Annotated in this window: 16 protein-coding genes; 8 read left to right on the plus strand and 8 right to left on the minus strand. The window is 72.4% G+C overall.

Annotation, left to right across the window (positions count from 1 at the left end; all coding sequences use genetic code 11):
* Position 1 precedes the first annotated feature (1 nt).
* The 4 genes from FB471_RS17830 to FB471_RS17845 all read right to left on the minus strand — a co-directional run bounded on the left by FB471_RS17830 (position 2) and on the right by FB471_RS17845 (position 5706).
* Positions 2 to 397: a hypothetical protein gene (locus tag FB471_RS17830; protein WP_141999587.1), complete on the minus strand. Its 396-nt coding sequence runs from the start codon at positions 395 to 397 to the stop codon at positions 2 to 4.
* Between the two features lie 8 nt (positions 398 to 405).
* On the minus strand, positions 406 to 1332 hold the full coding sequence (locus FB471_RS17835) for a hypothetical protein (protein WP_141999588.1): 927 nt from the start codon (positions 1330 to 1332) through the stop codon (positions 406 to 408).
* Between the two features lie 160 nt (positions 1333 to 1492).
* Positions 1493 to 4429: a beta strand repeat-containing protein gene (locus FB471_RS17840; RefSeq protein ID WP_246076456.1), complete on the minus strand. Its 2937-nt coding sequence runs from the start codon at positions 4427 to 4429 to the stop codon at positions 1493 to 1495.
* Positions 4430 to 4629: 200 nt separating this feature from the next.
* Positions 4630 to 5706, minus strand: coding sequence for a hypothetical protein (locus tag FB471_RS17845; RefSeq protein ID WP_141999589.1), 1077 nt, complete (start codon positions 5704 to 5706; stop codon positions 4630 to 4632).
* Between the two features lie 292 nt (positions 5707 to 5998).
* Between FB471_RS17845 and FB471_RS17850 the strand changes: the two genes are divergently transcribed.
* The 4 genes from FB471_RS17850 to FB471_RS17865 all read left to right on the plus strand — a co-directional run bounded on the left by FB471_RS17850 (position 5999) and on the right by FB471_RS17865 (position 10136).
* On the plus strand, positions 5999 to 7117 hold the full coding sequence (locus FB471_RS17850) for an AI-2E family transporter (RefSeq protein ID WP_142002104.1): 1119 nt from the start codon (positions 5999 to 6001) through the stop codon (positions 7115 to 7117).
* 140 nt (positions 7118 to 7257) lie between these two features.
* Positions 7258 to 8445: a MacS family sensor histidine kinase gene (gene macS, locus FB471_RS17855; protein ID WP_246076457.1), complete on the plus strand. Its 1188-nt coding sequence runs from the start codon at positions 7258 to 7260 to the stop codon at positions 8443 to 8445.
* Entirely contained in the window at positions 8442 to 9113 is a 672-nt protein-coding gene (locus FB471_RS17860) for a response regulator (RefSeq protein WP_141999591.1), read from the plus strand. Before macS ends, FB471_RS17860 begins: the two co-directional genes overlap by 4 nt.
* A gap of 282 nt (positions 9114 to 9395) precedes the next feature.
* Positions 9396 to 10136 carry a DUF1707 SHOCT-like domain-containing protein gene (locus FB471_RS17865; protein WP_141999592.1) on the plus strand — a complete coding sequence of 247 codons (741 nt, stop codon included), beginning with the start codon at positions 9396 to 9398 and terminating at the stop codon, positions 10134 to 10136.
* Here FB471_RS17865 and ptsP read toward each other — a convergent pair.
* Both ptsP and FB471_RS17875 read right to left on the minus strand, forming a co-directional pair.
* Positions 10126 to 11769, minus strand: a complete 1644-nt coding sequence (gene ptsP, locus FB471_RS17870) for a phosphoenolpyruvate--protein phosphotransferase (RefSeq protein WP_141999593.1) — start codon at positions 11767 to 11769, stop codon at positions 10126 to 10128. The genes FB471_RS17865 and ptsP overlap by 11 nt on opposite strands.
* Positions 11770 to 11772: 3 nt before the next feature.
* Entirely contained in the window at positions 11773 to 12729 is a 957-nt protein-coding gene (locus tag FB471_RS17875; protein ID WP_141999594.1) for a ribokinase, read from the minus strand.
* A 406-nt stretch (positions 12730 to 13135) separates the two neighbouring features.
* Here FB471_RS17875 and FB471_RS17880 point away from each other — a divergent pair, with 406 nt between their 5' ends.
* On the plus strand, positions 13136 to 13888 hold the full coding sequence (locus FB471_RS17880; protein ID WP_141999595.1) for a TetR/AcrR family transcriptional regulator: 753 nt from the start codon (positions 13136 to 13138) through the stop codon (positions 13886 to 13888).
* A 7-nt stretch (positions 13889 to 13895) separates the two neighbouring features.
* On the opposite strand, the gene leuS is transcribed toward FB471_RS17880, so the two are convergent.
* On the minus strand, positions 13896 to 16754 hold the full coding sequence (gene leuS / locus FB471_RS17885) for a leucine--tRNA ligase (protein ID WP_141999596.1): 2859 nt from the start codon (positions 16752 to 16754) through the stop codon (positions 13896 to 13898).
* Between the two features lie 185 nt (positions 16755 to 16939).
* Between leuS and FB471_RS17890 the strand changes: the two genes are divergently transcribed.
* Entirely contained in the window at positions 16940 to 17170 is a 231-nt protein-coding gene (locus FB471_RS17890; RefSeq protein WP_141999597.1) for a hypothetical protein, read from the plus strand.
* A gap of 58 nt (positions 17171 to 17228) precedes the next feature.
* Positions 17229 to 17648: an SdpI family protein gene (locus FB471_RS17895; RefSeq protein ID WP_141999598.1), complete on the plus strand. Its 420-nt coding sequence runs from the start codon at positions 17229 to 17231 to the stop codon at positions 17646 to 17648.
* Between the two features lie 4 nt (positions 17649 to 17652).
* On the opposite strand, the gene FB471_RS17900 is transcribed toward FB471_RS17895, so the two are convergent.
* Positions 17653 to 18234, minus strand: coding sequence for a YqgE/AlgH family protein (locus tag FB471_RS17900; RefSeq protein ID WP_141999599.1), 582 nt, complete (start codon positions 18232 to 18234; stop codon positions 17653 to 17655).
* A 212-nt stretch (positions 18235 to 18446) separates the two neighbouring features.
* On the opposite strand from FB471_RS17900, the gene FB471_RS17905 reads away from it, so the two are divergent.
* Positions 18447 to 19748 (plus strand): MFS transporter, encoded by a 1302-nt coding sequence (locus FB471_RS17905; RefSeq protein ID WP_141999600.1) that lies wholly within the window; start codon positions 18447 to 18449, stop codon positions 19746 to 19748.
* The last annotated feature ends 24 nt before the right edge of the window (positions 19749 to 19772 follow it).

A 19772-nucleotide genomic window follows, 5' to 3' on the forward strand; every position in this document is an offset into this window, starting at 1 on the left:
TTCAGGGGATCGCCAGGCCGGCGCGGCGCAGCTCCTCCTCCACCCGCAGCCGCTCGGCCTCGCGCTCGACACCGTCCAGCTCGCCGTCCAGCCGGTGCGGCACCTCCACCGCGCGGCAGGCCTGGACCAGCAGCGCGTCGTAGGCCTGGCTGGTGGCGCGGCGCCGGAGGGCCGGGGCTCCCGAGTGCAGTGTCCGCAACGACCTGTGCACCCGGCGCAGGTCGGCGGCAAGCCGTTCGATCGGCGGCAGGTCCGGCTCGGTGGGGCGCCGCCCGCGGCGCCCCGCCCGGCCGAGGAGCCGGGCCAGCTTCGGCAGCAGCCAGAACCCGGCCACCGGGGCGGCCACGGCGGCCAGGTACAGCAACACATTCCCGAGCGGGAACCCGCCTGCGGGCATACCCCATGCTAGGGCGCGGCCGCCGGTTCCGGCAGGAGCGCCAGCCTGCGCACCAGCGCGAAACCGAGCAGCGCGCCGGCGAGGCACTGCGCGGCGTACACCAGCAGCGGCAGTGCGAGGTCGGCGAGCTCGGGCAACCCACCGGTCAGCGCCCCGGTACCTGCCACACCCCAGAAACCCCAGGCAAACATGACGGCCGAGCCGGTCCAGGCGAGCACCATCGGCAGGCGGACCCGGTGACCACCGGCGGCCAGCAGCAGTATCGCCCCGACCGCGCCGAAGGTCAGCAGCCCCTGCACGGCGTCCAGCGCGTGCGCCGCGAGGCCCCGGCCGCCGGGTTCCCCGGTCGGCAGGCCGAGCGCCCATGCCAGGTGCAGGCAGCCGGTGACCAGGCCGGCCGCGACGCCGACGACGCCGGGCGCGGTGAGTGGTCCGCCCACGGCGCGGGCGGTGAACAGCCACGCCCACCGCACCCGCGCGTACAGCACGAACGCGGTGAGCAGGGTGCAGCCCTGCCAGGCGAAGCTGCCGTATACCAGCGGCGTGACCCAGCCGGCCAGCCCGTCCATGGTCGGCGCGCCGAGCACGAACTCGGTTCCGATGAACGGGCCCGCGATGGCGATCGGGGCGAGGAAGCCGGTGCCGACCCAGATCGGGAACAGCAGCGGCGGCGCGGGCACCCGCAGACCCCAGGAGTGTGTCCAGGCCAGCGCGAGCAGGATCGCCACCGCGTCCATCCCACCGGTGAACAGGTTCGCCGCGTACATCGTCGGGGTGTCGACCAGCTCGGGGTCGGTCAGGCCGAGCGTGCCCCCGGTCACCCAGCTGATCTTCAGCACCAAGTAGGGCACGGTGCCGAGGATCGCCGCGTAGCCGACCAGGAGCCGGAGGATCCCCTGGCGAGCACCGGCCGGGCGAGTCGCTGAGGCTGCCATCCCCCGAGCCTGGCAGCCAGGGCGCCGCACCTGTTCCCGCCGCGGACCGGACGGTGTCTCCCGCAAGTAGCACACGAGAAGGGCCGGGCCCTGATGCGTGGCTCGCATCAGGGCCCGGCCCGGAACTCGCTGTTCAGGAACTACCCGAACTACCGCACGCTCAGCCGCCGAGGATGGTGCGCAGCGAGTCCAGCTGCGCCATCGCGGGCAGGTCGGCCTGCGGGGTCAGGTCAGCACCGCTCATCGAGGGAACCCCCTGCAGGTCCGCCTGCGGCATCAGGTTCGCGGGCAGTGTCTGCACCGGCAGCACGTTCAGCTTCGGCAGCGAGGAACGCTCCTGCTGCGCACCCGGCAGGCCGGGCAGGCTCACCAGCTCGCCGCCGGCCGACAGGCCCGGCAGCTCGGGCAGGCCGGTGGCCGGGAGGCCGGCGTCGCTGCGCGCGGCGGCCGCGCCGCCGACGGGCAGCGTGGGCAGCCCGGTGGCCGGCAGCTCGGACCCGCTGATCGGCAGGTTGATCTGCGGCTCCTGGCTGTCCACCGTGATGTCGGTCAGGTTGCTGGCCTCGGTCGTGGCCGACCCCAGCAACGCGAGCGGCACGTCCCAGATCTGCACGACCGCGCCGAGCGGGGCCTGCAGGTCGACACCGGCGAGCGAGCCGAGCGAGGTCGGGCTCGTGGTGGTGGTGCCGCCGACCTGGCCGGTGGTGACGTTGTGCCCCACCGCGTCGGCCACGCCGCCCGCGGCGATCGCGTTGCCGAACACCTGGGCCACGGCGGCCGCGGGAACATCGAAGATGTTGCCGGAGAAGCCGCCCTCGACGCCGGAGGTGGTGATGTCGCCACCCGAGGTGACATCGGTGGCGTTCACGCCCTCGCCGGTGGCCTTGGCCGCCGCGGCGACGGCGTCGCCGAAGACCTGCGCGATCGGCAGGCCCTGCGCGGCGACCACGTTGCCGGCGAGCCCGCCGCCGTCACCGTTGGTGGTCGCGTCGCCGCCGGCCTCGGCCACCACGTCGTTCACGCCCTCGCCGGAGACCAGCGCGACCAGCCCGGCGCCGGTGCTGTACAGCACCCCGGCACCGGCGAACGGTGCCTCGATGATGTTCCCGGAGACCGCGCCGTCCTGCCCGTCGGTCAGGGTGCTGCCACCCGCGATCGCGTCGGTCAGGTTGTCCGCGGAGCCCTTCCCGATGCCGATGAACGAGCCGCCGACGCCGTGCGCCTGCAGCGGCAGCGCCACCGGTGCGGTGGCGATGTTCCCGGAGGCGCCACCTTCCTTGCCGCTGGCGCTCAGGTCGCCACCGGCCTCGGTGATGGTGTCGTTGGTGGCCTCACCGATGCCCGTGCCGATGTGCGAGCCGCCGACACCGAACACCTGCGCCGGCACGGCCAGCGGCACGGAGACCAGGTTGGCGGCGCCGAACGCGCCGTCGTCCACGGTGCTGCTGTCGTCGCCGGCCTTGATCCGCTTCTTCTCGGTGACGCCGCCGTCCTCACCGGCAACGGCCTGGCCGATGTAGGTGCCACCGATGCCGAAGATCTCCACCGGGGCCGCGACCGGGGTCTCGACCAGGTTCCCGCCACCCGAGGAGTCGTTGCCCGAGGTGCCGTTGTAGCCGCCGACCTCGACGTTCTTCTCCTCGTGCGAGGAGGCCGATGCGTTGCCGATGTGCGAGCCTGCGATGCCGAACAGCTCCGGCGCGACCGCCAGCGGGGCGTGGGCGCCGTTGCCGCCGAGGAAGGACTCGTCCCCGTTGGTGTAGGTGCCACCGCCGGTCTGGGTGTCGTTGCTGCAGTCGTGCGCGGCGTGCGCGTTCCCGATGTAGGTGCCGCCGATGCCGCAGGCCTCGACCGGCAGGCCGATCGGAGCATCCACGATGTTCGCCGAGCCCGCGGACTTCTGCCCCGCGGTGCTGGAGAAGCCGCCCGCGGCAACCTCGCTGGTGGAGGTGCCCGCCTCGCCCTCGCCGAGGGCGTTGCCGGTGGTGGCGTTGCCGACCCAGGTGCCGGCGACCCCTGCGATGTTGCCGGTGCCCGCGAGCTGCGGCTGGATGATGTTGCCGGACAGGGTGGAGACCCCGCCACCGGTCTGCACGAAGCTCTCGATGTCGTTGATGCCCGGCGTGGTCGCGGTGCCGGCCTCGGCATCGGCCTCGGAGCTGGCCACCGAGTCGGCATCCGAGCCGTGCACGGCCGCGGCGTTACCGTTGAACCGCAGCGGCAGCGCGATCGGCACGGCACCCACGTTTCCGGAGCCGCCTGCGCCGTCACCGTTGGTCTTGACCCAGCCGCCCGCTTCGGCCTCGGTCTCCGCCTCGGCCTCGCTGTAGGCGTTGGCCAGGATCCAGGACGCGGCGTTCCCGGTCACCTGCACCGGGGTGGCCAGCTGCCCGGACACCACGTTGCCGGAAAGGCCGGACCCGGTGCCGTTGGTGCTGATGTTGCCGGTCTCGGTGACATCCTGCGAGGCGGTGGTCCCGGTGACGGCTCCGCTGCCGCCCGCGAGGCCGACGCCGTTGCCAGCCAGCTGGATGGGGGCGGCCCAGTCCAGCGCGACCACGTTCCCGGCCAGCCCGGAGTGCGTGCCGTCGGTGGTGGTGTCCTCGTGGCTGCTGACGGACTGGTCGCAGTTCGCGCCGTCCACCTGGGCGTCGCCGCCGACACCGACGGCGTTCCCGCAGATCTGGATCGGGACGGTGAGGTCCCCGTCGACCTTGTTGCCCTTGAACGCGTCCTCGGTCTGGGTGAAGCCGCCGCCCGAGGTGCCGTTCTGCTTGGCCCGTGCCTGACTGGCCGGCTCGCTGGCCTTGACGGTCTGGGTCGCCGCGGCGGCCGACTGGGTGGCGGCGCCGAGCGGCTTGGTGACCGGGTCGGTGCTCAGCTCGCCCTCGAAGCCGGGCACGCCGATCTCGCCCAGCGGGGTGCCGATCTTGTTCTCGTCGATCTGGACCGGGACGTCGACGCCCAGGTCCAGCGGCCCGACCGGGGAGTCCGGGTTGGCGGCGCTCTCCTCAGCGGACGCGATGCCGGTACCCAGCATCAGCAGTCCACCCGTGACCAGCGCGGTTTGTAGGCCACGCTTTGCCCACGTCTGCATGTGCAGATTCTCCTTTTCTTTGGTTTCCCTTGCGGGTTTTCGGGGTGTTCTCCGTCGCGGGGCGCGACGGCGCACCCGGCTTGCGGTCGCGGGCGCGCTGATCCGCGCACCGCGAGGGGGTGAGATCCGGGTCGGGACGCGCCTGCCCGTCCGCGAACGCGGCGGCAGGGGGATGCGCCCGGTCGGCCCGGGGAAGGTGATCAGTCAGGCGTGACGCCGGGCTGAGCGCCCAGCTGACGCGACACGTTCTGCGTGCCGGGGGACACATCGCCGAGCACGGCGGTGTCCAGCGCGGTGAGCTGGCCGGCGGGAACGCCGAGCAGCTGACCGTCGAGATGACCGCCACCGGACGTACCGCCCGGGACGGAGGGAGCGGTCACCGGGGCCGCGGGCAGCCGCAGTGGCTGCACCGGGCCGGAGCCGTTCCGGGAGTCACCGGCCTGCCGCACCTCGGCGGCGGAACCGGCGAGCAGGTGCCGTGCCTTACCGGCCACGGCATCGCCCAGCGGGTGCTGGGACGTCGGGGGGACTTCCACGGTGACCGCACCGGGCCCGCGCTCGGGGCCGGTCACCGGAGTCTCGGTTTCCGGTGTGGACCGCTCGTCACCCGTGCCGGGCAGGGTGGGCAGGTCCGGAAGCTGGATCAGGTCGTTCGGCCGCTGCGGGTCGAGCAACCCGAGCACCGCGGAGCCGACCTCGCGCACGTCCCGCGGCGGGGTGACGGTCCGCTCGAGCACCTGCCCGGCGTCCTCCGGCTGGCGCACCACGTGCTCGACGGAGCCGGCGACCCGATGGACCGGTCGGAGCACGGCACGCTCGGCGAGCTCGGTCACCGCGCTGCTGACCTGGCCGGAAACCTGGTCCTCGATGTGCCGGGCCTCGCGCGGCCGGTAGGAGGCGGCGTCGGTGACCGGGCCGCCGGTGTCGCCGGGGGCCGCGCAGCCGGGGGCGACGGCCCCGGAGTCGCAGGCGACCTCGTGCCAGCCGTGCGCCAGCGCGCCGGTGCCCTCCCCGGCCAGCTCGGCCGCGCCGGTGGTGACGTCCCGCAGGCCGGCGACGGTCGCGTCGGCGACCGGGTTCAGGTCGGCCCGGGTCACCTGGGACTCCGCGGCGGTGCCGGTGTCCTCGTCCTGCCCGGTCTCGGCCGTGGCGGCGGAGGTGGACAGCGCCCAGGCCACGGCCGTGCCCGCGACGGCGCCGGCGAGGCCGAGCAGCACACGCGAGCACCACCGGCGAGCGCGCGCCGCGCGCTGGGTGGTCGCTGCTGCCTCGGTCACCGTTCTCCCGTCGCTGCCTGCTGCCGACCGTGCCGAGCGCGGCACGTTCCGTTGGTGTCGCGATCGAGACTGGCAAACGCGGGGACGGCCCCGCATCTTCAACTGGACTTGAGTGCCCAATCGTGTGAAGAACACCGTGTGTGGGCATGCCTCACGTCCAGTGATCGACACAGCATCGGCGTGGTTACCCGGAAGTTCGGATGAGGTGTCGCCGGATACCGATACGCTCTGCGGCGTGAGCGACACGAAGCCGCGCGTCCCGGTCATCTCGGAGGATTCCGACGTCACGGGCATGGTCCCGCGAGGGCTACGCATCGGAGCCGCGCTCTCCTGGCGCTTCCTGATGGTGATCGCCGCGCTGTACGTCATCGTCTGGCTGGTCGGCTACCTGTCCGTGGTGGTGATCCCGCTGGCCATCGCGTTGCTGCTGTCCGCGCTGCTCGCACCGGCCGTGCAACAGCTGGTGCGGATGAAGGTGCCGCGGCCGCTGGCCACCGGGATCATGGTGGTCGGCGGGCTCGGCGTGCTGGTCGGGCTGATCACCTTCGTCGTGGCGCAGCTCGCCGACGGGCTGCCCGCCCTGCGGGTGCAGCTCAACGAGAGCCTCGACCAGATCAAGAACTGGCTGCTGAACGGACCGCTGCACCTGGGTCAGGAGCAGATCCAGGAATTCATCAACCAGGCGATCAACCTGCTGCAGGAGAACCAGGCCTCGCTCACCGACACCGCGCTGACCACCGCGAGCACGGTGGGGCAGGTGCTCACCGGCTTCGTGCTGGTGCTGTTCATCCTGATCTTCTTCCTGGCCGGCGGCGAGAAGATCTGGGCCTTCCTGGTGCGCGGTGTGCCCGAGGTCGTCCAGGACAAGGTCGACGTGGCCGGCAGGCGGGGCTTCGCCTCCCTGGTGAGCTACGTGCGGGCCACCGCGGCGGTGGCGATCGTGGACGCGGTCGGCATCGGCGTCGGGCTGTGGATCGTCGGCGTACCGCTGGTGGTGCCGCTGGCCACCCTGGTGTTCCTCGGCGCCTTCGTGCCGATCATCGGTGCGGTGATCACCGGGGCGGTCGCGGTGCTGGTGGCACTGGTGACCAACGGCTTCGTGTCCGCGCTGATCGTGCTGGCCGTCGTGATCGGTGTGCAGCAGCTGGAGAGCCACGTGCTGCAACCGCTGCTGCTGGGCAGGGCGGTCCGGCTGCACCCGCTGGCGGTGATCCTGGCCATCGCCGCCGGCCTGGTGGTCGCCGGGATCGCCGGGGCGCTGCTGTCCGTGCCACTGGTGGCGGTGCTGAACGCCGGGATCAAGTCGCTGCTCACCGAGCGCCACCCGGACCCGGACACGGTGGACGCGCTCAGCGACGAGGGCGCGCACCCACCGGACGAGGCACCCGAGACACAGTCGCAGCGGACGTGACAGCGCGTCCGAAAACCCCTGAAACCTGCGATGGCGAGCGGAAGAACGCGCGCTCGGCGAAGCCCACGAGCGGGGAGGCGGGGCGAATGACCTGCGGAGATGACGGCCGTGACCCAACTCCGAGTCCCGTCGAGCCGATCGTGCCGCGCGTTTCCAGACAAGCACTGAGGTTCCGTCTCGTTCCCGGTGGGCGGCCGCCACGGGATCCGGCGACCCCGTTGTGGTGGGGCACGATCGTGCTGCGGGTGATCACCCTGCTGTTCGCGATCGCGCTGGTGGCAGCCGACCACGACGGCTACCGCAGGCCATGGCTGGCCATGGTGGTCATCCTGGCGATGACCGGGTGGACCGTGCTCACCAGCGTCGCCTACGCCCGCCGGGCCTGGCGCAGGCAGTGGCTCGTGGCGCTGGACGTGCTGCTCACCTGCGGGCTGATGCTCACCTCCCCGCTGGTCCTCTCGGATGCGCAGTACGCGGCGGCGCATCCACTGATCACCACGGTGTGGGTGGCGGCCCCGGCCGCGGCGTCCGGGGCACGGTTCGGCATGCCGGGCGGCGCACTGGCCGGGCTGGCGCTGGCGGCCGGCACGGCGGGCGCCCGCATGGAGGTGGACCTGGACGTACTGCGGGACGGGGTACTGCTCACCGCGACCGGGCTGCTGATCGGGATGACCGCGACCACGGCGCGCCGGTCGCAGGCGATGCTGGCGCGAGCCATGCGCACCGAGGCGGCCACGGCGGAACGGGAGCGGCTGGCCCGGTCGATCCACGACAGCGTGCTGCAGGTGCTGGCCAGGGTGCGCAAGCGGGGCGCGGAACTGGGCGGGGAGGCCGCGGAGCTGGCGACGCAGGCCGGTGAGCAGGAGATCGCGCTGCGCTCGCTGGTCAGTACCCAGCCCGCCGGGCCGAACGGGGACGACACCGCGGACCTGCGCTCGGCGCTGCAACTGCTGGCGACCTCCCGGGTACAGGTCTCCTCCCCGGCCGGGGAGGTGCGGCTGCCAGGGCAGGTGGTCGCCGAGCTGACCGGGGTGGTCGGCGAGGCGCTGGCGAACGTGGAACGGCATGCCGGGCCGGGCGCACGCGCATGGGTGTTGCTGGAGGAGCTCGGCGAGGAGGTGGTGGTCACCGTCCGGGACGACGGTCCGGGCATCCCGGAGGGTCGGCTGGAAACCGCGGCCACGGAGGGCCGTTTGGGTGTCGTCACGTCGATTCGGGGCAGGGTGGCCGACCTGGGTGGGACGATTTCGCTGGAGACCGCGCCGGGGGAAGGCACCGAGTGGGAGGTCCGGTTGCCGAAGCCGGGGAGACGGAGGGGAGCGAGATGACGGCCGCAGCGGTCTCGGTGATGGTGGTCGACGACCATCCGATGTGGCGGGACGGCGTTGCCCGTGACCTCACCGAGCACGGCTTCCAGGTTCCCGCGACGGCGCCGGACGGCGCGGCCGCGGTGCGCATCGCCACCGCGGTACGGCCGGATGTGGTGCTGATGGACCTGAGCATGGGGGACGCCTCCGGGGTGGAGGCCACCAGGCGGATCACCGCGGACCTGCCGGAGACCAAGGTGCTGGTGCTTTCGGCCAGCGGTGAGCACAACGACGTGCTGGAGGCGGTCAAGGCAGGCGCCGCGGGCTACCTGGTCAAGTCCGCCTCGTCGGGGGAGCTGGTGGACGCGGTGCACCGGGTCGCCGCGGGCGAGACCGTGTTCACCCCGGGACTGGCCGGGCTGGTGCTCGGCGAGTACCGGCGGATGGCGGAGGCGCCCGGCCAGGGTGAGCCGCCGCCCCGGCTCACCGACCGGGAGACCGATGTGCTGCGCCTGGTGGCCAAGGGGTTGACCGCGCGGCAGATCGCCGACCGGTTGGTGATCTCGCACCGGACGGTGGAGAACCATGTCCAGTCCACGTTGCGGAAGCTGCAGTTGCACAACCGGGTGGAGCTGGCCCGCTACGCCATCGAGCACGGCCTCGACCGCGAGGAGAACGACCCCGAGTAGGGCTTCTCTCAGTGCCTGCTCCTCAACGCGCGACACGACCGGCTCGGCCGGGCTCGGACTTCGGTCACGACCGTCACGTCCGCAGGTCGTGCGCCCGGCCTCCCCGCTCGTGGGCTGTTCGCCGCTGAGCGCTGTGGCGCGTCAGCGTCTCGGTTTGGGTGGTGGTGGGAGACGGGCGGGCGCGTTCTTCCGCTCACCTCGGGTACCCGAGTCCAGTTCAGGAACGGGCTCTCAGGGATTTACCCGGATCCGCGCCGTCGCCGCGGCTTCTACCCTGGCCGTATGGTCGAGGAAGAGCGCGCCGAGCAGGCGCAGCAGCCGCCCCCCGCGGAGCCCGGGCTCGAGCCGGACACGGCGCCGGAGCCGGAGCTGACCGAGGCCCAGCGGAAGCAGCGCAACCTGCGGGTGTCCGACGCGGAGCGGGAGCACGTGGTGGAGCTGCTGAAGCGCGCGATCGGGCGGGGGATGCTCGACCTGGACGAGTTCACCGAACGCACCGACACCGCGCTGGCCGCCCGTACCCGGGGAGAGCTGAACGCCGTGCTGGTGGACCTGCCCGGCCTGGTGCACCAGGACGCCCTGACCTCGGTGACGGCGTCCGCCATGTCGTCGGCGTCTCCCGGACCTGGTGCCGCGTCGACCCCTGGCGTGCCCCCCTCCGCCGATCGGCTCGAGCTGAAGGCGCACGGCTCCTCACTGAACCGCGGTGGCCGCTGGTACGTGCCGGCCGAGGTGCTGGTGCGCAACAAGTACGGGCACACCACACTGGACTTCACCGAGGCCGAGGTCGCCACCTCGGTGGTGCGCCTCGAGCTGGACACCAAGTGGGGCTCGGTGACCATGGTGATCCCCGAGGAGGCCGCCGTGGACGTGAACGGGATCACCGAGGTCAAGTGGGGGAACCTGGACGACAAGACCCGTTCCAACGGCAGGACCGGCACGCCCCGCTACGTGGTGACCGGCCGGGTACACGGCGGCTCGCTGACCATCAAGAACCCGCGCAGGGGGTTGTTCAGCCGCTGACCGCCGCGCTCGCCGCCGCACGGGCGCTCGACACGTCCGGCGCGGCCACCGCCGCCCCGGCGGCCGCCGCGCACTCGTCGAAGGTCACCCCGGCCAGGCTCGCCCCGACCGCGCGCACCGCGGCGGCGTTCATCGAGAGGCTGGTCAGCCCGAACCCGGCCAGCACCCGCGCCAGCAACGGGTCGGCCGCGGCCTCGCCGCACACCCCGGCCGGTTTGCCGGTGGCCCGCGCGGCCTCGCCGACCATCGCGAGCAGCCGCAGCAGCCCTGGCTGCCAGGGATCGTTCAGCGGGGCCACCGCACCGAGCTGCCGGTCCGCGGCGAAGGTGTACTGGGCGAGGTCGTTGGTTCCGATCGACACGAAGTCGCTCACCTCGAGGATCTCCCGCGCGGACAGCGCCGCCGCGGGTACCTCGATCATCACCCCCGCCCGCGCGATGCCCGCGGCGCGCGCCCGCTCGACGAACCAGGCGGCCTCGGTCGCGGTCGCCACCATCGGCGCCATCACCGAGACCTCGGCGCCGGAGTCGGCGGCGGCCGCCGCGATCGCCTCGAGCTGGCGGTCCAGCACCTCGGGCAGGTCGAAGGCGATCCGCAGCCCGCGCACCCCCAGCGCCGGGTTCGGCTCGTCCTCCTGGGACAGGAAGGCCAGCGGTTTGTCCGCGCCCGCGTCCAGCGTGCGCACGATGACCGGTTTCCCGTGAAACGGCGTGAGTACGGCGGTGTAGGCCTCCCGCTGCCGCTGCACCGGGGGTTCGGCCGGCGCGTCCAGGTAGCAGAACTCGGTGCGGAACAGGCCGACACCCTCCGCCCCGGCCCGCGCCGCGGCCTCGGCGTCGGCGGGCGACCCGACGTTGCCGAGCACCTTCACCTTGCGCCCGTCCGCGGTGGCCCCGGTGCCGTTCCACTCGGCGACCGCCGCCGCCTTCGCGGCCACCGGTGCTGCCTCCGGGTCGGCGAGCGCGACCGAGCCGAGGTCCCCGTCCACCGCGAGCGCCTCGGCCTCCAGCGCGAGCAGCCCGCGTACCGCGACCACGGCGGGAATGCCGAGCGAGCGGGCCAGGATCGCGGTGTGGCTGGTCGGGCCGCCCTCCTCGGTGACAAGGGCGAGCACCAGCGCCGGGTCGAGGCCCGCGGTGTCCGCCGGGGCGAGATCCCTGCCGACCAGCACGCTGGGCCGTTCCAGCAGCGGCACCCCGGGCGGCGCCGTGCCGAGCAGTTCGGCCACCAGGCGGTCCCGGACGTCCTCCACGTCCCGCACCCGTTCGGCCATGTACCCGCCCGCGGCGGCGAGCTGCTGGACGAACCCGTTCGCCGCCTCGTACACCGCGCGGGCGGCCGGCATGCGGTCGGTGGACACCAGCTGCTCGGCCCGGCTGACCAGCGCGGGATCGCCGGCCATCGCCGCGGTGGTGGTCAGGATGGTGGCGGCGTCCCCGGTTGCCGCCTCCGCCAGCGCCTCCAGCCTGCCGACCACGGCCTGCGCCGCCGGCGCGATCCGGGTGGCCTCGGCCTGCGGGTCGTCCGGGGGCGGGCCGCTCGCGGGCTCACCGGCCGGCTCGGCGACCCGCACCACCGGGCCGCTGGCCTGGCCGGGGCTTACCGCGACGCCGGACAGCTCTTGTGTAGGCATGGTCTAGACCATATCGCCTTCCGTGTGTGGGTCACGATCCCCGTCCGCAGGGTACTGCCCACCGCCGGGGAGCTCGTCGGCGTAGGGGTAGGAAGGCTGGGCCCCGTGCCGGGTGACCGAGACGGCGGCGACCCGCACCGCGCGCCGGGCGGCGTCGGCGAGGCTCGCGCCGGCTGCGAGGGTGGCGGCCAGCGCGCCGGCGAAGGCGTCGCCCGCGCCGGTGGTGTCCACCGCCTCCACCTCGGGGGAGTCGACCCCGGTGACCCCGTCGTCCTCGAGTACCAGCGCGCCGCGCGCTCCCCGGGTGACCACCGCGGCACGCGGGCCGAGCTCGAGCAGCCTGCGCGGGTCGGCATCGGCCTTGCCGAACCCCGAGGCCAGCAGCCAGGCACCCTCGTGCTCGTTGACCAGCAGCACGTCCAGCACTCGCAGGACCCGCTCGGACACCTTCGCCACCGGGGAAAGGTTGAGGATCGGGCGGATCCCCGCCTCGGCGGCGGCGAGCACGGCGTGCTCGACCGTGGGCAGCGGGATCTCCATCGAGGCGACCATGATGCCCGCGCCGGGCAGCGCGGTGTCCACATCGGCCGGGCGCAGGGTGTTGTTGGCACCGGGCGAGACCAGGATCGAGTTCTCCCCGTCCGGGGTCACGGTGATGTAGGCGGCCCCGGTCGGCCGGTCGACGAGGTGCACCAGGTCGGTGTACACCCCGGACTCGCGCAGCGAGTCGAGCAGAACACGCCCGTTCCCGTCCTCGCCGACCGCGGCGAGCAGGCCGACTCGCGCCCCGAGCCGGGCCGCGGCCACCGCCGTGTTCGCACCCTTGCCGCCCGGCAGGATCTCCGTGTCGCCTCCGAGTACCGTCTCCCCGCCCGCCGGACGTCGCTCGGCCGCGACCACCAGATCGGCATTGGCCGAACCGACCACCAGCACCTCGGGCCTGCCGTGCGAAGCATCCATGTGGACCAGCCTGCCACGGCCCGGCACGCCCGAGCGGTGGTGTGCTGACGAACCCCGATATGCATACGTGAAGAACTTTGTAACTTTTCGCGTGCGCAATGCGACAATCAGGCGAGCGCTCCTCTAGCGTCACCCGATCGGGGCGGATCCCAGGCGGAGCCGTCACGTCTTTACAGAGGCGGGCTCCTCTGACACACCGGCGTTTCGTACGCCGGTGTTGTTCGGCCAAGGTCCAGTCGGACCGCGGCCGGGCATCGGGTCGCCGGCATCGGTCACGTAGCCCCCCGAGTGATCGGTGCCGGCGGCGCCCGGTTTGTTCCGGCGGGCCTCGTTTCCGCTCATCAGGCCACCCGACCGGCTAACCTCCTAGACTGCCAGTACCGAAGGCAGGCAGGCGGGAAGTCCCATGACGAAACCGACGCGCAGGGGGCGCGAACGTGCGGCGACCGACAAGGAGATCCGGCAGATCGCCAGGAAGCTCCTCGTCGAGCACGGGCCGGAGGCGGTCACCCTGCGCGCCATCGCCCGCGAACTCGGTATCACCGCACCCGCGCTGTACCGCTACTACGTCTCACGGGACGACCTGGTGGAACATCTGCGCCTGGACGTCATCGCCGACCTCGGCACCGAGCTGGCCGCCGAGGGCGAGGCGATGGCTGATGAGGGTGCGCTGCAGTTGTTCGCCATCTGCCGGGGGTTCCGCCGCTGGGCGCTGACGCACACCAGGGAGTTCACCCTGGTCTTCGCCTCCCCGACCGGCGGTGTCGGCTCCGCGGCGAGCAGCGTGGCCACGCTCAAGCGGGTCACCGAGCCGTTCGGCCGGATCTTCCTTGTCGCCGCGGGCGAGGTGCTCGCCAACCACGAGCTGGCCACACCACCCGAGGAGGATGTGCCCGCGGAGCTGCGCGAGGACCTCGCCGCCTACCGGGGCGAGCTGCTCTCGGTGATCCACTCCGCCGGGCTGAACATCCCGGCGGAGAAGCTGGACCTGGGCACCACCTACCTGATGATCCAGTTCTGGGCACGGTTGTACGGCCACGTCACCCTCGAGGTGTTCGGCAACTACCCGATCCCGGTTTCCAACCCGGACGCCCTGTTCGACGCGATGCTGGCCGACCTCGCCAGGGAGATCGGCCTCAGCCTCGCCGCCACTCGCTGAGCCTCGGCTAGAGCACCACGTTCACCAGGCGGCCGGGCACCACGATCACCTTGCGCGGCTCCCCGCCGTCCAGCAGGGCGACGATCTTCTCCTCGGCCAGCGCGGCGGCCCGCACATCCTCGGAGCCCGCGTCGGCCGGGACGGTGACCCTGGACCGCACCTTGCCGTTGACCTGGATCGGGTACTCCACGGTGTCCTCGACCAGGTACCGCTCGTCGGCGACCGGGAACGGGCCGTGCACCAGCGAGTCCACATGCCCGAGCCGCTGCCACAGCTCCTCGGCCAGGTGCGGGCACAGCGGCGCCAGCATCAGCACCAGGGGTTCGGCCAGCTCGCGCGGCGTATCCGCGGCCGAGCTGTACACCTTGGTGAGGTGGTTGTTCAGCTCGATCAGCTTGGCGCCGGCGGTGTTGAACCGCATCTCCGCGTAGTCCTCGCGTACGCCGGCGATGGTCTTGTGCAGCTGCCTGCGGTCCTCGGGCGTGGGTTCGTCCTCGGTGATCCGCAGCTCGCCGGTCTCCTCGTCGATCACCAGCCGCCACAGGCGCTGCAGGAACCGGTGCGCACCCACCACGTCCTTGGTCGCCCACGGCCGGGACATCTCCAGCGGGCCCATGGCCATCTCGTAGAACCGGAAGGTGTCCGCGCCGTAGTTCTCGGCCATCTCGTCCGGGGTGACGACGTTCTTCAGGCTCTTGCCCATCTTGCCGTACTCCTGCGTCACCTCCTCGCCGCCCGCGAAGAACCTGCCGTCCTTCTCCTCGACCTCGTGCGCGGGCACGTAGAAGCCGCGCGAGTCGGTGTAGGCGTAGGCCTGGATGTAGCCCTGGTTGTACAGCCTGCGGTAGGGCTCCTTGGCGGAGACGTGCCCCAGGTCGTAGAGCACCTTGTGCCAGAACCGGGCGTACAGCAGGTGCAGCACCGCATGCTCGACCCCGCCGACGTACAGGTCGGTGCCGCCGGGATCGTCCGCCCCGTGCTCGGCGGGCCGCGGGCCGACCCAGTACCGCTCGTTCTCCGGGTCGACGAAGGCCTCGTCGTTGGTCGGGTCGATGTAGCGCAGCTGGTACCAGCAGGAACCGGCCCACTGCGGCATGACGTTGGTGTCCCGGCGGTACTTCTTCGGGCCGTCGCCGAGGTCCAGGGTCACCTCGACCCAGTCGGCGGCCTTGGACAGCGGCGGTGAGGGCTCGGAGTCGGCGTCCTGGGGGTCGAAGGTCTGCGGGGAGTAGTCGTCCAGGTAGGGCAGCTCCACCGGCAGCTGGCTCTCCGGCAGCGGGATCGGCGCGCCGTCCTCGTCGTAGACGATGGGGAAGGGCTCGCCCCAGTAACGTTGCCGGGCGAACAGCCAGTCGCGCAGCTTGTACTGCACCGTGCCCTCGCCGTGGCCGTGCTCCTCCAGCCAGGCGATGATCGCCTTCTTGGCGTCCTCGATCTCCAGCCCGTTCAGGCTCAGGTGCTCGCTGGCCGAGTTGATCGCCGGCCCGTCACCGAGGTACGCCTCACCTTCGAAGTCCGCGGCGGGCCGCACGGTGCGGATGATCTCCAGGCCGAACCCGGTCGCGAAGTCCCAGTCCCGCTGGTCCTGTCCGGGCACGGCCATGATCGCGCCGGTGCCGTAGCCCATCAGCACGTAGTCCGCCACGAAGATCGGCAGCCGCTGGTCGTTCACCGGGTTCACCACGAAGGAGCCGGTGAACACGCCGGTCTTGTCCTTGTTCTCCTGGCGGTCCAGCTCGGACTTGCGTGCGGTGGCCGCCCGGTACTCGGCGACCGCCTCGGCGGGCGTGCCCGCGCCGCCGGTCCAGCGCTCGTCGGTGCCCTCCGGCCAGGTCTCGGCGGTCAGTTCCGGCACCAGCGGGTGCTCGGGAGCCAGCACCACGTAGGTCGCGCCGAACAGGGTGTCCGGGCGGGTGGTGAACACCTCGATCCTGGTGGATTCGGCGTCCGCGACCGGGAAATGCAGGTTCGCGCCCTGCGAGCGACCGATCCAGTTGCGCTGCATGGTCTTGACCTTCTCCGGCCAGTCCAGCAGCTCGAGGTCGTCGACAAGGCGGTCGGCGTAGGCGGTGATCCGCATCATCCACTGCTTCAGGTTCCGGCGGAACACCGGGAAGTTGCCGCGCTCGGTGCGGCCGTCCGGGGTCACCTCCTCGTTGGCGACCACCGTGCCCAGCCCCGGAGCCCAGTTGACCGGGGCCTCGGACAGGTACACCAGGCGGTGCGAGTCGATGATCCGGCGCTGCTCGGCGCGGGTCAGCTCGCACCAGTTCCTTCCGTCCGGGGTTCGCCGCTTGTCCTGCGCGTACTCCCGCTCCAGCTCGACGATCGGGCGGGCCCTGCCCTCGTTCTCGTCGTAGTAGGAGTTGAAGATCTGCAGGAAGATCCACTGTGTCCAGCGGTAGTACTCGATGTCGGTGGTCGCGATCCGGCGGCGCTCGTCGTGGCCGAGACCCAGCCTGCGGATCTGGCTCAGGTACCGCTCGATGTTCTCTTCGGTGGTGGCGCGCGGGTGCGTCCCGGTCTGGACCGCGTACAGCTCGGCGGGCAGGCCGAAGGAGTCGAAGCCCATCGTGTGCAGCACATTACGCCCGGTCATCCGGTGGTAGCGGGCGAAGACGTCGCTGCCGATGAAGCCAAGCGGGTGGCCGACATGCAGCCCGGAACCGGAGGGGTAGGGGAACATGTCCTGCACGAACAGCTTGTCCGAGGGGACCGGCCTGCCCTCCTCGGCGAGGGGACCGGCCGGGTTGGGCGCGTGGTAGGTGCCGTGGTCGGCCCAGTAACCCTGCCAACGCAGCTCGATCTGCCCGGCCAGCGCCGCGTTGTAGCGGTGCGCCGGAGCCGTTTCGGTGCCCTCGTTCATCGCCGATCCTCCCTGTGCCTGCTGCCCCGATATGAGAAAACCCCCCAGCCGATTGGCGTGAGGGGTCGCCGCGCTGAGCCGGATCGCCGGTCAGCGCGGCCAGGTAAGCAGCAGGCTGGCCGTATGCATCATGCTCATCGTAGCCACCATGGCCACCCGGTTCGTCCCCAGGCCGGCCGCAACCGGTGCGGGTCGAACTCGTCCGAGGTCGTACCGGCCGGCAGCACCTCGATCCGCCCGCTCAGCACGTGGGCCCGCGCGGGGACAGCGCGACCGAGTCCGGTACGGCCGTACTGGTGGCCGCCGACGAGCGGGCCTCGGCCGTGGAACGCAGGCTGGCCGGGGCCTTCACCGAACAGGTGCGCACGACCCTGCGCGCACCCCTCGCCCGGTGTTCGGGCGTGCTGACCTCGTGACGCGAGCGCGCCAGGGTATCGGTGCGGCAGCCGGCGGCCGGCGCCTATCCTGGGCCTCGTGATCGTTGTGGCGCTGGTTCCGTTCCTGCTCGGCGTACTGATCGGCTGGGGCGGTTACCTCGGCTGGCGGGAGCGGCTGCCGACGGACCGGAGCGCCGGGGTGCGCACCTCCGCCACCCTGCGCAGCGAGGAGGCCTTCCGGCTGGCGAACAAGGTCGCCGGGCTGCCGACCCTTGCCGGTGGCGCGGTCGGCGTGCTCGGCGGGGTGGCCGCGTTCTTCGTGCCGAACACGGTCGGCACCGTCGTCGTCGCCGCCATCGGCCTGCTCGGGATGTTCGGCCTGCTCGTCGGCGGCGGTGTGCTCGGCCACCGCGCGGCACTGGCCGTCCCGGCCCCCGCCGCGCCCACCGGGGGCTGCGCCGGATGTGCCTGTGGCACGGGCGGCTGCGCGCCGGTCCAGCCGGCCGGTACCGCCTGACCGGCTAGTTTCGCTGCAGGTCGCCGGGGTGGGTGGCGAGCAGCGCGGTGGGCACACCCTGCCTGCGCAGCACCTGGCCCCACAGGTCGCGTTTCGGGGTCGCCAGCACATCGCTGGGCAGCGCGGGCACGATCAGCCAGTCGCCCCGGTCGATCTCCCCGGCAAGCTGCCCGGCGTCCCAGCCCGCGTATCCGGCGAACACCCGCAGCCCGCGCACCTTCGGCATCAGCAGGTCCGGGTCGGCGTCCAGATCCACCAGCGCCACCGGCCCGCGGACCGCGATCACGCCCGGCACCGAACCCGCGTTCTCCCCGGTACGCAGCGCGGCCAGGCACAGTGCGGTCTTCTTCTCCACCGGGCCACCCACGAAGACCGCCTGCGGCTCGGCCACATGCGGCCCCCAACTCGGCAGCACATCGTCCACCGGAACCTCACTCGGCCGGTTCAGGATGACGCCGAGGGTGCCCTCCTCGCGGTGGTCGATGACGAACACCACGGTCCGCCGGAAGTTGGGGTCGAACATCGTCGGGGCGGCGACCAGCAGCGTGCCCGGTTCAACCTCGGCGTCGGCTTGCACGATCCCCATGATTCCACTCTCCCGGGAACAACGGTGGCACCTGCCCCGTTGGTATGGGTGGCCGGCGCACTCCGTGTCCCCCGGGCCCACTTGAGAAGAGCCGCTGTGGAATACCGTCCGGCTGGAGCCACATTGCGCCGTACCGCCGAGAGGCGACCAAGTGCGCCGGCCAATCCCAGCCGTCACCCGGTATTCACCGCCGGCTTGTACGCTGAGAGCCCGTGACGCCGAGCGCGCGGAGTGCCCCTGCCGATACGGCGGAGCGGACCCCGTTCGGACCGCGTGCCCTGCTGGCCGTTCCCGACTTCCGCCGGCTGCTGCTGGCCCGGTTCGCCGCGCACTGGGGTGACGGCGTCTTCCAGGCGGGCCTGGCCGGTGCGGTGCTTTTCAACCCGGAGCGAGGCGCGGACGCGCTGACCATCGCGGGTGGGTTCGCCGCGCTGCTGCTGCCGTACTCCGTGGTCGGTCCGTTCGCCGGTGCGCTGCTGGACCGCTGGGACCGCAGGCGGGTGCTGGTGGTGGCCAACCTGCTGCGGGTGATCGGCATTCTGGCCAGCGCCGCGGCCGTCGGTTTCGGGGTCGAGGGGCCGGGGCTGTTCACCCTCGCGCTGCTGGTGATCGGCATCTCCCGGTTCGTCGGCGCGGGTATGTCCGCCTCCCTGCCACATGTGGTGCCGCGGCACAGCCTGGTGACAGCCAACTCGGTGGCGGTCACCCTCGGCGCGCTGGTCGCGGTGCTCGGTGGCGGCTGCGCGATCGGGCTGCGGGCGGTGTTCGGCGAGGGCAACACCGGCTCGGCCGGCACCACCGCCATCGCCGTGGCCGGCTCGTTCGCGGCCGCGGCCATCGCGGCCGGGTTCACCCGCGGCAGCCTCGGCCCGGACCGGATGAACGAACCGGCCGAGGCGCTGCTCGCGGTGGCCCGCGGATTGGCCGACGGTGGCCGTGCCGTGGCCCGCACGCCGACCGTGGCCGCCGGGTTCGTCGCGCTGTTCGCCCACCGCGCGGCCTTCGCGGTCTCGCTGCTGCTCACCGTGTTGCTGATGCGGTACTCCTTCACCGACATCGGCCTGCTCAAGGCGGGGCTGCCGGGGCTGGGGCAGGTCGCCGCGCTCGGCGGCGCGGGCATCCTGCTCGCCGGGGTGCTCACTCCACGGCTGGTCGCCCGCTTCGGCCGCACCCGGGTGGTGGTGAGCGCCCTGCTGCTCGCGGCCGCGGCGCAGGCCGGCCTGGGGCTGCCGTTCCTGCTGCCCACCGTGCTGGTGGCTTCCTTCCTAATCACCTCGGCCGGGCAGGTGCTGAAGTTGTGCGTGGACTCCGCCGTGCAGGCCGATATCGCGGACGAGACCCGCGGCCGGGTGTTCGCGCTGTACGACACCCTTTTCAACGTCACCATGGTCGCCGCGGTCACCGTGGCCGCCACGCTCAGCCCGCTGGACGGGCACGCGCCGGGACTTCTGCTCGCCGCCACCGGGTGTTACCTGATCGGTATCGCCGGTTATCTGGTGGCCGTGCGCCCCTGATCGAACCTCGCCTATTAGGTTTGG

The organism is Amycolatopsis cihanbeyliensis (assembly GCF_006715045.1).
Lineage (GTDB): Bacteria > Actinomycetota > Actinomycetes > Mycobacteriales > Pseudonocardiaceae > Amycolatopsis > Amycolatopsis cihanbeyliensis.